Annotated in this window: 12 protein-coding genes and 1 pseudogene; 10 read left to right on the forward strand and 3 right to left on the reverse strand. The window is 53.1% G+C overall.

Annotated features, from left to right (window positions below):
• Positions 1-123 precede the first annotated feature (123 nt).
• Positions 124-2,493, forward strand: a complete 2,370-nt coding sequence (locus Yoon_RS06520; protein WP_238111257.1) for a TIM-barrel domain-containing protein — start codon at positions 124-126, stop codon at positions 2,491-2,493.
• Positions 2,494-2,532: 39 nt separating this feature from the next.
• Here the strand turns inward: Yoon_RS06520 and Yoon_RS06525 are convergent, their stop codons facing one another.
• Positions 2,533-3,822 carry an MFS transporter gene (locus Yoon_RS06525; protein ID WP_370642149.1) on the reverse strand — a complete coding sequence of 430 codons (1,290 nt, stop codon included), beginning with the start codon at positions 3,820-3,822 and terminating at the stop codon, positions 2,533-2,535.
• A gap of 427 nt (positions 3,823-4,249) precedes the next feature.
• On the opposite strand from Yoon_RS06525, the gene Yoon_RS06530 reads away from it, so the two are divergent.
• Complete coding sequence (locus Yoon_RS06530) at positions 4,250-4,447, forward strand: hypothetical protein (RefSeq protein ID WP_238111261.1); 198 nt, start codon at positions 4,250-4,252, stop codon at positions 4,445-4,447.
• On the opposite strand, the gene Yoon_RS06535 is transcribed toward Yoon_RS06530, so the two are convergent.
• Together Yoon_RS06535 and Yoon_RS18005 are read right to left on the reverse strand one after the other, a co-directional pair.
• A complete protein-coding gene (locus Yoon_RS06535) occupies positions 4,444-5,046 on the reverse strand; it encodes a glutathione S-transferase family protein (protein WP_238111262.1) in 603 nt (200 codons plus the stop codon). The genes Yoon_RS06530 and Yoon_RS06535 overlap by 4 nt on opposite strands.
• A 7-nt stretch (positions 5,047-5,053) precedes the next feature.
• Positions 5,054-5,849: pseudogene (locus tag Yoon_RS18005) on the reverse strand (3-keto-5-aminohexanoate cleavage protein).
• A gap of 50 nt (positions 5,850-5,899) precedes the next feature.
• Here Yoon_RS18005 and Yoon_RS06550 point away from each other — a divergent pair.
• The 8 genes from Yoon_RS06550 to Yoon_RS06585 all read left to right on the forward strand — a co-directional run bounded on the left by Yoon_RS06550 (position 5,900) and on the right by Yoon_RS06585 (position 13,630).
• Positions 5,900-6,958 (forward strand): hypothetical protein, encoded by a 1,059-nt coding sequence (locus Yoon_RS06550; RefSeq protein WP_238111269.1) that lies wholly within the window; start codon positions 5,900-5,902, stop codon positions 6,956-6,958.
• A 108-nt stretch (positions 6,959-7,066) separates the two neighbouring features.
• Positions 7,067-8,041, forward strand: a complete 975-nt coding sequence (locus Yoon_RS06555; protein WP_238111270.1) for an NAD-dependent epimerase/dehydratase family protein — start codon at positions 7,067-7,069, stop codon at positions 8,039-8,041.
• A complete protein-coding gene (locus Yoon_RS06560) occupies positions 8,034-9,158 on the forward strand; it encodes a hypothetical protein (protein ID WP_238111272.1) in 1,125 nt (374 codons plus the stop codon). The genes Yoon_RS06555 and Yoon_RS06560 overlap by 8 nt, the downstream gene beginning before the upstream one ends.
• 160 nt (positions 9,159-9,318) lie before the next feature.
• Positions 9,319-9,690, forward strand: a complete 372-nt coding sequence (locus Yoon_RS06565; protein ID WP_238111275.1) for a PqqD family peptide modification chaperone — start codon at positions 9,319-9,321, stop codon at positions 9,688-9,690.
• A 7-nt stretch (positions 9,691-9,697) separates the two neighbouring features.
• The gene (locus Yoon_RS06570; RefSeq protein WP_238111276.1) at positions 9,698-10,759 is read left to right on the forward strand and encodes a hypothetical protein; all 1,062 of its coding nucleotides are present in this window, start codon (positions 9,698-9,700) and stop codon (positions 10,757-10,759) included.
• Positions 10,756-11,508, forward strand: a complete 753-nt coding sequence (locus Yoon_RS06575) for a glycosyltransferase family A protein (RefSeq protein WP_238111279.1) — start codon at positions 10,756-10,758, stop codon at positions 11,506-11,508. The genes Yoon_RS06570 and Yoon_RS06575 overlap by 4 nt, the downstream gene beginning before the upstream one ends.
• Positions 11,505-12,173: a glycosyltransferase family A protein gene (locus Yoon_RS06580; protein WP_238111281.1), complete on the forward strand. Its 669-nt coding sequence runs from the start codon at positions 11,505-11,507 to the stop codon at positions 12,171-12,173. Before Yoon_RS06575 ends, Yoon_RS06580 begins: the two co-directional genes overlap by 4 nt.
• Complete coding sequence (locus tag Yoon_RS06585; protein WP_238111284.1) at positions 12,170-13,630, forward strand: nucleotidyltransferase family protein; 1,461 nt, start codon at positions 12,170-12,172, stop codon at positions 13,628-13,630. Before Yoon_RS06580 ends, Yoon_RS06585 begins: the two co-directional genes overlap by 4 nt.
• Positions 13,631-13,796: the final 166 nt, after the last annotated feature.

A 13,796-nucleotide genomic window follows, 5' to 3' on the forward strand; every position in this document is an offset into this window, starting at 1 on the left:
CACTTCGCACGATAGGCCCCCCTTAGATGTGCCGCCAGTGTTGTTTTTTCTCACGGTTTCATTTTCACAGCCACTCACCGATACTCTCCAAAAAGGCACTGAGACCTTGAAAGGATACCTTGTATGAAGACCCTGAAGTCTTGGACACTGGACCGCCAAATGGAAAACGGCGTAGAACTGTTGATCGAAGACCGCCACATATTGCGAGTCGTTGCACTTGAAGATCGGCTGTTTCGCGTGTCTCTCAAAAAGGACGGTGCGTGGCGATTGCCGCGAACGTGGAGCATTGCTCCAGCGACCGACGTTCCTTGGGAGGGACGTAACCGGGATGAGATGTCGGGTTTTGAAAGCCCTGAGGTGACAATTGAAAATGACGATGTGCTGAGTCTGACAACAGGCACGCTCAGGCTCACAATCTCGCACCCGCTGCACCTGTCATGGGCCGCCAATGTCGATGGGGCTTGGCAAGCTTTTGTAGAAGAACGTCCGACAGGGGGCATGCTTCTTGGTCTGCGGGACCATCAACACAGCCATTTCTTACGTCGCTACGCCGATGAACCCGTTCACGGTCTTGGCGAAAAAACCGGGGCGTTAGATCGAAGCGGGCGACATTTTGAGATGCGCAACCTTGATGCCATGGGATACGACTCGGAAACCACCGATCCGCTTTATAAACACATCCCGTTCTCGATGACGAAGACTGCAACTACTGGTGTCTGGTCGATCTTCTACGACAATCTTGCAAGCTGCCGGTTCGACCTTGGTCAAGAACTTGATAATTACCATTTACCCTACCGCGCCTATCGCGCCGAAGATGGCGACCTTGATTACTACCTGCGATGGGCGCCCGAAATGCTTGACCTCGTAAAATCCCAGGTGCGCCTCACGGGGGGAACCTGCTTTCCGCCGCGCTGGTCGCTTGGCTATTCCGGCTCAACGATGTCGTACACGGATGCAGACGATGCGCAGGTGCAACTTGAAGGCTTCGTCGACAAGGTCATGGAACACGACATCCCCTGCGACAGCTTTCAGATGTCGTCGGGCTATACATCAATCGGGACCAAGCGCTACGTGTTCAACTGGAACCAAGAAAAAGTGCCTGAGGTCGAAGGTCTGGTCAAGAAATATAGCGAAGCCAACGTGCACTTGATTGCAAACATCAAGCCATGCCTATTGCACGACCACCCACGGTACCAGGAGGTTACGGCGGCTGGTCTGTTTATCAAAGACAGCGAAACTGACGAACCAGAGCAGTCGATCTTTTGGGATGATACGGGGTCACACCTCGATTTCACCAACCCCGACGCAATTGACTGGTGGAAGGATGGCGTGACGACGCAGTTGCTTGAGAAGGGCATCGAATCCACTTGGAACGACAACAACGAATACGAAATTTGGGACCGTCACGCTCAGTGCACCGGCTTCGGTGATCCTATTGACATCGCATTGATCCGACCCCTGCAATCGGTGTTGATGACCCGCGCGTCCGAGGAAGCACAACGCGCTCATGCGCCAAATAAGCGACCTTATCTTATCTGTCGCTCTGGTGCGCCCGGCATTCAGCGATATGCGCAAACGTGGTCGGGCGACAATCGCACCGAATGGAAGACGCTGCGCTATAATATCCGTACCGGCCTTGGGATGAGCCTGTCTGGCTTGTTCAATGTCGGGCATGATGTGGGCGGCTTTTCTGGTCCAAAGCCCGACCCGGAATTATTCGTGCGCTGGGTCCAAAACGGCATCTTCCATCCACGCTTTACGATCCACTCGTGGAACGACGATCAAAGCGCGAACGAAGCATGGATGTACCCTGAGGTGACCGGTCACATCCGCGATGCCATCAACCTGCGTTATCGACTGTTGCCTTATCTCTACACGTTGCTGCGGCAGGCTGTGCAAGACGACGAACCTATGTTGCGTCCGGTGTTTCTTGACCACCCGAACGATCCGGCGGCTTGGGAGGAGACTGATGATTTCATGTTGGGGCGCGATCTTTTGGTGGCAAATGTCGTCGAACAGGGGGCTAAGACACGCCGTGTTCGTCTGCCAATCAACACGACGGGTTGGTGGGATTTTCACAGTGGCCAGTGGCATGCTCCAGGCGAGGTGGTCGAGAAAGACGTCGACCTCGCATCGATGCCGCTATTTGTCCGAGCAGGCACAGTTCTCCCGCTGTCCGCTGGGGCAGACCGGGCGAATCCCGCCGCCGAAACGGTCCGGGTCTTAGCGCTGTTCCCTGCACCTGAAAACGAGATCGGAAGAGGCGCTCTCTTCGAAGACGACGGTGTAAGTGTTGATGCACCTTACTCGTTCCTGAATTTCTCGTTGGCTGGCAGCAGCGACACTCTTGACCTTGATTGGCAACAAGGGGGAACGACGGCACCGATTCTGGACAGGGCGATTGTCACCTTGCCAAAGGGCGAAAGCCGCTCTCTAACAGTGCGAGGGATGCCCGTTGCACCGGGCAAGGAGTTTATCTCTAGTTTGGTTTAAGCTGATTTCGACGAACGCACTGCAACTCATAAACGTCAGCTATTTGGCTTCCAAGGCCTGTCGTTTGATCAACAGCAAGGCCAGTACCGCCGCGAAGACAAGAAACAAGGCACCAACAATCCATGCGATAGGTGTGGAATATATTTCGGTGACGGCACCGGAAAATACGAGACCGAATGCGGCCCCTAACTGTTGTATCAACGATCTCAGCGACAGCATGGTCGACCGCTGACGGTCCTCGACACAGCGGTGCAGAATGCTGCTGGCAGGTGTCTCACTCACCCCAAGCAGCACAGAATATAGGATGAAAACCGCCACAAAGCTGACGATACCGCCTTGCAACGCCAATGCAATCTGAACGCCAGCTAAACAAGCAAACGTCGCTGCCAGCGTAAGCGCGTGCTGTCGATTGAATAAACGGCTGATGTGCGGGGACAGAGATGCGCCGAAAGCGATGGCGAAAAAATAGGTGGCAGTGACGATACCAATGACAGTGTTTGCGTAACCCGCATCCAACATGGGTTTTGCATGGGTCGGCCAGATCACTTCGACCGGGTTTGTCGCCATCAGAAAGAACGCGAGCGATGCCATTAGGACCGAAAGTGTGGGATGCCTGAGAGCGAGAAGGCCTGCGTCTTTGAGCACCGTTGGAACGTTTGCGAACCCCTGTTTGAGTGCGACGAAATTCACCGGAGGCGGCGTCTCCACAATGGCGAACTTTGTAAAAGCAAACACGCATAGCATCACAGCAAAGCTTGCCGCGTAGGAGACATCATAGATACTAAAACCGAGATCCCTTGCGACCGGGCCCCAAATATCGGGCAGAAGCCCCCCTAGGATTGCGCCAATGGCCAACCCCACGGCATTGGCCCATTGCGCTTTGGCCAATGCGGGCTGCACATCCACATTTGGCGCGGCGGCTTTAAAGGTTTCGACAAACCAAGCATCAAGCGTGCCCGACCGCAGCGCCCGCCCAAAGCCAATGAATGCAAATGAAAGCGCCAGAACGTTGAAATCGGTCGTCGAAAGAAAAAGGGCTAGCGATATCAGGCTCGCCAGGACCGCTGTCAGAAAAACCGGCTTGCGGCCAATGCTATCGGCGAGACCGCCAAACGGGAGCTCCATCGTCATTGTTGTAAGAGAATAGACCCCGAAAAGCAGCGAGATTTGAAAAACGCCCATGCCTCTGTCAGTCAAGGCTAGAGCAACAACGGCCACTGTAAGCCCCATCGCGAACCGGTCGAGAAACTGGTGAATTTGAAACACACGAATGTGCCGTCGCGCTGTCCCATTCAGTGCTGCAAAAGAGAACTCTGTTTCGGCTTCCATGCTTCGCAGCATCAACGTTACTGTCGCTGTGCACAATAGTCGCGATAGTATTCTTGAGCAATGTGGCTGTGAACATCAATAGGTTGCGTGGTCTCACTATGCTTCTCAGGGGCCTAAAACGCTTGCATATTTCTGTAAGCCCAGCAAGCCCAGCGCAATGTCTGATGGCGCAAAGGCGGCTACGCAGTAACGGTCTGGGCGGATCATTCACATGAAGAGACGCCTCAATTGAGGATTTGGAAGTTCCTGTGTTCAGCACCAGCTTGCATAAAGGCAGTCCAGCAAGCTGGGTATCCTTGACGGGTTACGAAAATCCGGACGCCTTAAGGCTGGCTATTTGCAAAGTGCGCCGAACTTCGACTTCATGCTTGGGCAAGTTCGCGCATTAGGGCTTGGATTTCGCCGCGAGGGATTTCGCAGCCACACCATGAGCCTTTCCGCCCTTGTTTGGGCCGGTGATCAAGTGATTGCCTGCCTTACAGTCATTGTAATCGCCTCCGCAATGTCATTTGAGAAAATGCTGAAAGAATACGCGGCTGACTTGAAAGAAACGGCCGCGAAAATCTCTGCTGGCATCGCCGCGCTCCCCGATGATCGGGACGCGCGGGGTCTTCCCGAGACTTAACCAAATAAACGCTGCACCGCAGGCCTTTCCTGCATTCTCGCCAGGAAATCCTGTAGGTTCTCCGGGACGTCAAACCCTTCTTGCGTCGCCCAACGCAGCACATAAAATATCGCTGCATCTGCGATCCCGAATGTTCCGAGCAAATAAAGAGCATCTCCCAACATCCGCGACAACTGGATCAACCCCTTTTCAACTTCGCTGCGCCCGTATGCGCGCAAGTCTTCGGTGCCTTTTGCATCAAGTTGAAATTTTTGCGGCACTTTGACGAGTGTAAACCCGCGCATATGAACGGAGCCTACGATGAAGTCCAACGCCTCTAATGTGCGAGATTGGGATTCAAGTTGTTCCGGCCACACCCCCGCCTGATCAAAGTGGTTCGCCAGCCAGTACGCAATGGTCTGAAACTCGGTCAGAACCGATCCGTCTTCGCGCATCAAGGACGGCACCTTGCCTTTGGGATTGCGCGCCAAGAAAGCAGGATCGCGCTGCCCACCGGTTTTTAAGTCAATAACCTCGACCTCGTATTCAGCGCCAACTTCTTCGAGGAGCAGAAAAATCCCATCCGAACAGCTACCGGGAGAGTGAAAAAGGGTAAGCATAATGACGTCAACTTTCTGATGATTTCTGAAGGTTCAGGTTTTCGCGTGTCTGCGCTGCTGTCAACAGCTCAACGCCCAAGTCCTTTGCCATCCGCGCGGCTTTTGACACCATCGCAGCATTTGAAGGGGCTTTGACACCACGGTTCATGTACGCGGCGTCCTCCATCCCGATCCGCAGATTGCCGCCAGCGATTGCCGATTGGGCAACCATGGGAAAGGCCCATTTGCCGGTCGCAAATCCCGTCCACGTGGCAGCCGTAGGCAACTGACTGCGTGCGTAAAGCAATGTTTCGGGTGATGGGCGAAAGCCATAGTTCACCCCCATAACGATGGAACACAACGGATCAGCGGGCACCACACCTTCGCTAATCAGGTGATGAAGGATTGCAATGTCACCACTGTCAAACAACTCGATCTCTGGGCGCACTCCGACGCTCTGCATCAGTCCCGCCATTTCCGGTTGTCAGGTTAATGATCAAGTCCGAGGATTGCGCGCGAACGTGCTCGACAACTTCGCGATAAAGCTGCGTGTCCATGGACGGCTGTTCGCTTTGAGGATCGCGCACATGAAAATGAACAATCGCAGCGTTTTCATCCTCCGCCGCAAGACAGTCATCTGCGATCTCTTCCGGCGTGATGGGCAGGTTTTCATTCTGCGCACGCGTCGTGAAATTCCCCACGATGGCGCAAGTCAAAAAGGCTGGTCCCATTTGTTGGCTCCTTGAAACTGTCATTAATGGCCAAGGATTGGGTGAAGGGCGCGCGTACGCGTTCCGCGGGGTAGACTTCGCCGTGTGGAACATAGAAGCTGATTAAGGGGGCAGTACAGTTTTAGCGCAATTAAGGATGTCTGGTGAAAAAGGCGGAGGAGCTTCTGCTCCATATAGGGCAAGAAAAGACAGGCACGACATCTCTTCAATGGGCATTGAAGCAGAAGGCACATGTTTTGCGAGAGCGCGGTATTTTATTACCTGACATGCCTCCTGAAACCGGAAATGCTGTGTTGCTTGCGCATTCTCTTTTCGGCCACACTGAAGTTTCGAAGGGGCGTGAAATTTGGCTAAAAATGGACCGCACCGAAATCTTGCGCGCGGCCGACCGCGCTTGGCAAGATATCTTGGAAACGGTCGCCTCTGATACGCCGAAATCAATTCTTATCAGCAGTGAGGTTCTGTTTAGGCCAATGAGCAAGGCCGTGATCACCTCCGCCAATCAACAGATTGATCAAGTCGCCGAAACATCGCGTATCATTGCCTATCTGCGTGCGCCGGACTCCCATTACTTGTCGAATTTGCAGCAAGCGCTTAAGGGACTTTCAACTGCGTCTCAACCATCGCGAACGTCTGCTCGTGATACGCTATTGCCCCTGATAAAGAATTGGAATGGGCCGGTTTCTCTCAATGTATTTGATCGCAAGACATTGAATGGTGGCGATATCATTTCCGACTTTGTGAAAAAGTATTTGCCTGCCCTTGACCCAGCAGAGATCAATCACCGCAACTTCGAAATAAACACGACCCACTCCACCGAGGCCATGGCAATTCTACATGATTTGACAACGCATACTCTCGAATGGCGGTTTGATCCGCGTGCCCTAGCCGTAGAAGTTTTCAAGGCAGACCGGCGGTTAGAACAGCCAACGCCTCCTAAGTTGCGCGATGCGACAAATGCAGCGCTCCTGAATTGGCGGGCACCCGATCTGTTCTGGATGCGAGACACGCAGGGCATAACATTCCCAGGGATTGACTATGGCGCCATTGATGAGAACGATTTTGACGGAGCACATTTGGAATTCGACAGGATTGAAACGATTTGCACGGTCAATCCCGCGCGAAAAGCCGAACTTTTCAGGCGCGCAGCCCGACGCGCAAGGCTTCCCCAAAAGCTACGCCAACTGCTCTACAAATACTGATGCCTCCATCTGTTGGCCGACGAGCAACATTGTCATTTTGGCGCTTTGTTGGCCTAGTAATGTCCCTTGGACCGAAGCGCGCATGGCGAAATGATTGAAAGGCAGACTATGACAAAAACGGCGTTGGTATGTGGTGCAGGCGGCTTCATTGGCAATCATCTGGTGTCTGCATTAAAGGCAGAAGGGCTCCACGTCCGTGGCGTTGACCTGAAGCGCCCGGAATTTGGCGACACGCAAGCAGATGAATTCATGGTTGGAGATTTACGCGATCAAAACTTTGTAGCCGAAGCCGTTGAGGCCAGATTTGACGAGATTTACCAACTTGCTGCGGACATGGGCGGCGCGGGATTTGTGTTCACCGGTGACAATGATGCCGACATCATGCACAATTCCATGTCCATCAACATCAATGTTCTGGATGCCTGCAAGCGATCTGGCAGCAAACGGATTTTTTACTCTTCTTCTGCCTGTATTTACCCAGAAGAGAACCAAATGGATCCCGAAAACCCCAATTGCGAGGAGAGTAGCGCCTATCCTGCAAACCCCGACAGTGACTATGGTTGGGAAAAGCTAATTTCAGAACGACTTTATCAAGCGTTTGCGCGTAACTACGGGATGGAATGCCGCATTGCGCGATATCACAACATCTTTGGGCCACTCGGGACTTGGCATGGTGGTCGTGAAAAGGCGCCGGCCGCTCTTTGCCGCAAGGTAGCTGAAGCCGAAGACGGTGACACAATCGAAATTTGGGGCGATGGCAAACAGACACGGACGTTTCTTTTTGTGGATGAATGTGTCGAAGGGACGCTTAAGCTCATGCGCTCTGATGTCGCGGAACCTGTTAATATCGGGTCAGATGAGCTTATCTCGATCAATGCTTTGGCTGACCTGATAGCCCAGATTGCAGGCAAGACCGTGCAGCTACAAAACATCCCTGGACCCGTCGGTGTGCGTGGGCGCTCATCGGACAATAGACTTATCGCTGACCGACTTGGCTGGTCTCCAAATGCCAAACTCGCGGATGGGCTGCAACAGACCTACGCATGGATCGCCCGACAAGTGGCGGACACGCAGCATGGCTGACTTTAAGCTTGATCTGAACAGGACCTATCTGCTGTGCCGTCCGCGCGGTGGCTTCAACGATGTTATGGTCCAAATCGAGAAATGCCGCTTATACGCTATTAAGTTCAATCGTGTATTGATCATCGACACAACGCGCTCCGGCATGAAACTGCCGTTTCAGGATGTGTTCACAGCCCAAGATAGTTTTGGTTGCGAGGTGTTGGGGTGGACCTCCGAGATGATACCGGCATTTGATGAAGCCACGTCCGTTTACCCATCGGAAATTTGTCACCGCGTGTCTTCTTATGCCACGAATTGGGTGCCGCAACACAAATATTTTGTTGATACTGAGACTGGCCGTGAGCTTAATTTTGACGCGGCGATTGATCACAGCGAGCAAGTAATCGTCTATGAGCAAGCAGGCGGTGGACCCGCGTCCTTCGCGGCGCTGGATCGGTTAAGCTTTGTGCCGAAATTTGCCCGACTGATTACGAACAACTTGCGTCACCTGAACGCAAACTTTGACGCAGTCCACATTCGCCACTCGGACTACAAGACAGATTTCGCGACCTTTTTGACGCGGCTGCGTCCAGTGTTGCGGGGGCGACAGGTGTTAATCTGCTCTGACAGTGCGGATGCCATATCTAGCGCTTCAAAAATTCTGCACCCGACGACAACCTTGCTAAGCGTCACAGAAACCCCGGACCTCGGTGGCGTTCCGTTGCATAGTACAGACGAACTTGATGCGACCGAAGCGCTCGTCGACCTGCTAAGCGATCTGATTGCTTTGTCGTTGTCGCGCAGGCTATTTTTCACATCGCTGTCGGGGGGGCATACGGATGACTTGCGTATTTCTGGGTTCTCATTGCTTGCCTTCATTTTGAACAAGAACCCAGATACGGTAAGGCGGCTCTTAGCTGCTGGTGACCCAGCTGAAATTGATTGGCAGTTTGCGAAGGCAACGCGAGATTCTAGTGTTACCCGCAGGTTCCATTTAATAAACTATTTTCGCTGGAACAGACGTGTAATCACGCAAGCATACAGCCGAAATCGACGGGCCAAACGGCAGAGTGCTCCTCCAGAACAGGTAGGAGCACGTTACGTTGGAAATACATCGAACACCGCGCCAACAAACTAGAGTTTTTTGACACGGGGTTAGGTAACAAAGCCAGTCTTGTCTTTTCGGCTTTTTGTCACCAATATCTTTGGTATTGTGGGCCAAATTGTAGATATTTTTGATTAAGCCATTTGGCTAAGAACTGTCGCCGGCGTACAATCTAAGTAATTGAGGGGGCTTCATGGCTCGTTACAAGTTAGTAGGTCCCGACGTGGTCCACGAAGAATTTGACGGCGAGATTGTCGTGTTGAATCTGCAGACTGGCCAGTATTTTGGGCTCAACGAGGCCGGGGCGGCTTTGTGGATGGCGGTTGAAACAGGTCACGATCCTGTTGAAGTTTCAACAAAGCATGGCGCTGCATTTGCGACACGATTAGTTGCGCTGGGTCTGATTGTTGAAAGCGATGAAGTGGCTCTGCCTGCGCAAGTCCAAGACTTTGCAACCGCTCCACTAATTGAAGTCTATGATGATCTGTCCGATCTCATACTTGCAGACCCCATTCATGATGTTGACGAAGAACGAGGGTGGCCCAAGGTGCCCGAAGACACATAACAATCCAATGAGTGAAGCCGTTCTTCAGACACCTCTTATATCGTTCTGCGAACGGAGTGTTGTCACATCAATTGAGTCCCTTCTTGCGGGGTTTGATGATGCCTTTGCATCTGTCGCATACAAACGATCGCTGAATGTTGCAGGGTCAACATTCCATGTCGGCTCCAACGATCCAGCCTATTTGGATCAAGCAGAACGGGCATTAGCCACGCGCGACGTTCCAAGCGTGAGCCAATGTCGCATAGCTGTGATCAACGCTGATGATCGGCTTTGCCCTACGCTCTTCTGGCCACCCAATCGATTTCGTGAACGTGAAATTGAGGCGGTTCTTTCAACGACGCCCTACCGCATTCATTTTTATGATGATTTGAATTTCTGGCAAGTCTTTGACGTAGACCGTGCCGTCGGAATCCAGTGGATGGCGACGCGCGACGGGTTTCCTGCGTGGGATGCTGGGTCGCCACTGCGCAACTTCGTGCAGTGGCATCTGGGCGCTAACGATACGTCTCTGTTACACGGCGGTACCTTGGCACTGGGCGGTACAGGTGTTTTGCTTGCGGGCAAAGGTGGGGCAGGGAAATCATCAACTGTGCTTGCCGGTATTTTCGCTGAGCTGCAAAGCGTTGGGGATGACTACGTGCTCGTTGATGCTACCAAACGAACGGCCCGCCCTGTTTTCGATACTTTGAAACAAGATGAAGCCGGGTTGCGCCGATTGGGTCAGTGGGGGCAAGCGGCAATCCCGAATAGGGCCAACTGGCAGGGCAAACACCAATTCTATTTGCCGGACGTAACAAGGGGCGTTTTGTCGCCGCAAATCGATCTGAAAGCCATACTATTGCCGCACCTAGCGTTCGGCGACCAAACGAGTGTCACAGAAATTGATGCTAAGTCTGCGTTCATTGCTCTGGCGCCATCGGGGGTCACGCAAATTTACTGTGATCGTCCACGTCTATTTTCCGTCGCAGGTCGGATTGCGCGACAGCTGCCTGCCTATCGTCTAGATTTAGGCACTGATCCGGACGAAATCGTCGCAGTCTTGCGCCAGTTCATAAGGAAAATGCATTGACCATCACCGTGATCATTCCCGTGTTCAATCGTGCAGAACATATCCGTCCCGCGATAGAATCCGTCTTAAGGCAAGACGCTACCCTGCCGCTTGATGTTTTGGTCGTCGATGACGGATCAACCGATGATACGCCGCAAATCCTGTCCGACCTCGCCGCAGAAGATCCGCGCGTCAGAATTGTTCGTCGTGAAAACGGCGGTGTAACCCGCGCGCGCAATACTGGCCTAGAGAATCTGTTACCAGAGACAGCGTTCGTAACGTTCCTAGACTCCGACGATATTATGGCACCCGATCGGTTTACGACCGATCTGCAAATCCTGCTTGATGAGCCTGATGTAGCAATCACCTACGGCGATATGTTGATCACTTTTGAAATTGATCGCGACACTTTCAGCGTACCAACGGATGCGAAGCAAATTGTACTGACCAGTATTCACTTGGCGTGCTGTCTATACAGACGTCCGCTGATCGAAAAAATTGGCAAGTTTGATGAAGGATTAGAAATGGCGGAAGACACTGACTTCATTTTCAGGACCTTCGAGATTGGCGTGAATTTTCGGCAAACGCCGACAATTTGCCACTTCTATCTGCGCCATGAAGGGAATATGTCTTCCAGCTCGAAAGATAACGTATTGTGGTTTAACCGAGCGCTCGTGCGCAGTGTCGTGCGGCGCAGACGCGAACCTTGGCGCCGCCTCGTAAAGCCGGAGTTCAACGTCGAACTTCCACGGGACTTTTGGGCGCAATGAGTTACGCAGTCGTCATTCCGGCCTACAATGCCGAGCGTACCATTGTCGAAACCCTGGATTCGATCTTGGCGCAAACCTGTCAACCATCCGAGATTGTTGTTGTCGATGACGGATCGACTGATAGCACCGTTGAAATTGCCAAAGCCCATCGCGCAGCAACCCGTGTTATCAGCCAAACAAACACTGGGTGTGGCGGGGCAACGACATATGCGATCAGCCTGACAAGCGCCCCTGTCATCGCCGCGTTGGATGCCGACGACATCTGGTTGCCGCAGAAAATGGAACAACAATTGGAGCATCTGGCGGCCCTAGGTCCCAGCGCAATCTCGTTCACGAAGTCGCGCCAGTTTCACCATGATGACAATGATCGCAAGAAGGGTGTCGAACGGGACGCCATCATACGTTCAACGATGGTTCTGCATAGGCCTACATTTGAAAAAGTCGGCCCAATCATTGACCCACCCGGTGGCGCAGGTGACATGGTGGATTGGCTGGCGCGCGCACGCGTGGCTGGCTTCACCCTGAATATTTTGCCCGAGGTGCTAATGTTGCGCCGTATCATCCCGGGCAGCATGACCTACAGCGCTGAGGACGAAAGCCATCGCGGGTACTTGTCCGTTGCACGGGCGGCAATCATGCGCCGCCGTCAGGCTGAACAAAAATGAACAGTTTCCCGTCACGCCGATTTCCTAATTTTGCTTGGGCGTGGCCAGACGGCGGGCGTTTGCAATTGCTGCAAGCCGCCTTAAACCCCGACGAAGATATCGCGCTTCAGGCTTTGTCCACTTGGCTTTCTCAAAATGACCTCGATGATGCTAGCTTTCCTGAACACCGGCTCTTTGCGGCGATCACAACCCGTTTTGGGCGCAAGCTTGAAGGCTTGGCAGAATACCCGCGACTTGTTGGATTGCTTCGCCTGCACTGGACACAATCACGTCTCGCGGTTTCCGCCAATCTGCCACCTGTACGAAAATTCGTAGAGATGGGGCTAAAACCCGTCCTTCTTAAGGGCGCGGCGCGGGTTGCTCTTGATCCTACACAGCAAAAGTCACGCAGTGCGTTCGATCTTGATCTCGTGATGCCAGATGCGGATTTTGAAACCGCAGTGTGTATGTTGCTTGATGATGGCTGGCAATCAACTCGCGGCGAAAGTGCGCTGGGGCTACGGGCCAGGTTGTCCAGTGTTCGCGCGCGCAATTTTAAGAAAGGTCGTTTCGGCGATATCGACCTGCACCGTTGCGCCTATCAAAACATTCAGGCGAACGCGCGGTTTGATGCAGAACTGCTTCGGGACGCGTTACCAGTCACATACTATGATCTGCCTGTATTTGTGCCGTCAGTCGAAGAACGCTTGGTGATGGCGATGGGGCATGGCGCGTGGGACGGTCACCACCACAGCGACTGGTTGGTTGATATCGCTGGCATGCTGAACAGCGAAACAGTTGACTGGGACAAGCTATATGCCATCGCGCGAGGTCGAAATCTGCGCGGGCCAATAGCCATTGCGCTATCTTTCCTCGCAACGGAGATTAACATCCCCTTGCCTGATGACGTACTGCGCCGTTTCGGCGCACATACATCGCGGGCAAGGCTGCGCGATATCCCGTCTTTGATACTGGCGCGTGATACACAAAACCTGTCGGCCTTTCAGACCCGTGTGCGCGCTATTGTTCACGGGGCGTCACGTTTAGGAAGATCGGGCCGAGATGCGAAACGTGACACGCGCCAATTGCGGAGGTTTACGCGTCCCGCGCAGGTCAGCGATCCAAGCCCATCTGTTTTTTCTCACGTGTCTGCCCAACCTCAATCAATCGCGCCCGGAACCTGGACATTGAAAGCAAAACTATTGTTCAAGATGCCGGCTGTACGCAGGCGCATAGAACTTGAAATCAACGGCCCTGACCGCAACCTTGGTCACGTGCAAGTACTGCATCTTCGCAAGTCGGCAGGAACCTTCGTCGCCCAGTTTTCGATAAAACTGGAACTGGAAGAGACGGACTTTCCAATATCCTTAGTGTCTCTGAACAGCAAATACGTCGAAGCTGAACCCGACGCGCCCGAGCGTATCAAATATGATCGACTGCCGTTTGTCCCGCTCCTCTTGGAGCTTAACCAAGGTTAGATTTAGGGCCGTTCTGATCTGAAGGACATGTAAGCATGAAGAACCAGCGGTGCGGAAGAAGCGGATCAGATTAGGAACCTGGGCAATGTGAACCAAAAGCAGGCTAGTTTTTGTTCCGCAGCTTTTAGGGGGGCAAACGAACGGCTCATGTATGAGTTTTTTGATG

Source organism: Yoonia sp. I 8.24, from assembly GCF_022096995.1.
Classification (GTDB): Bacteria; Pseudomonadota; Alphaproteobacteria; order Rhodobacterales; family Rhodobacteraceae; genus Yoonia.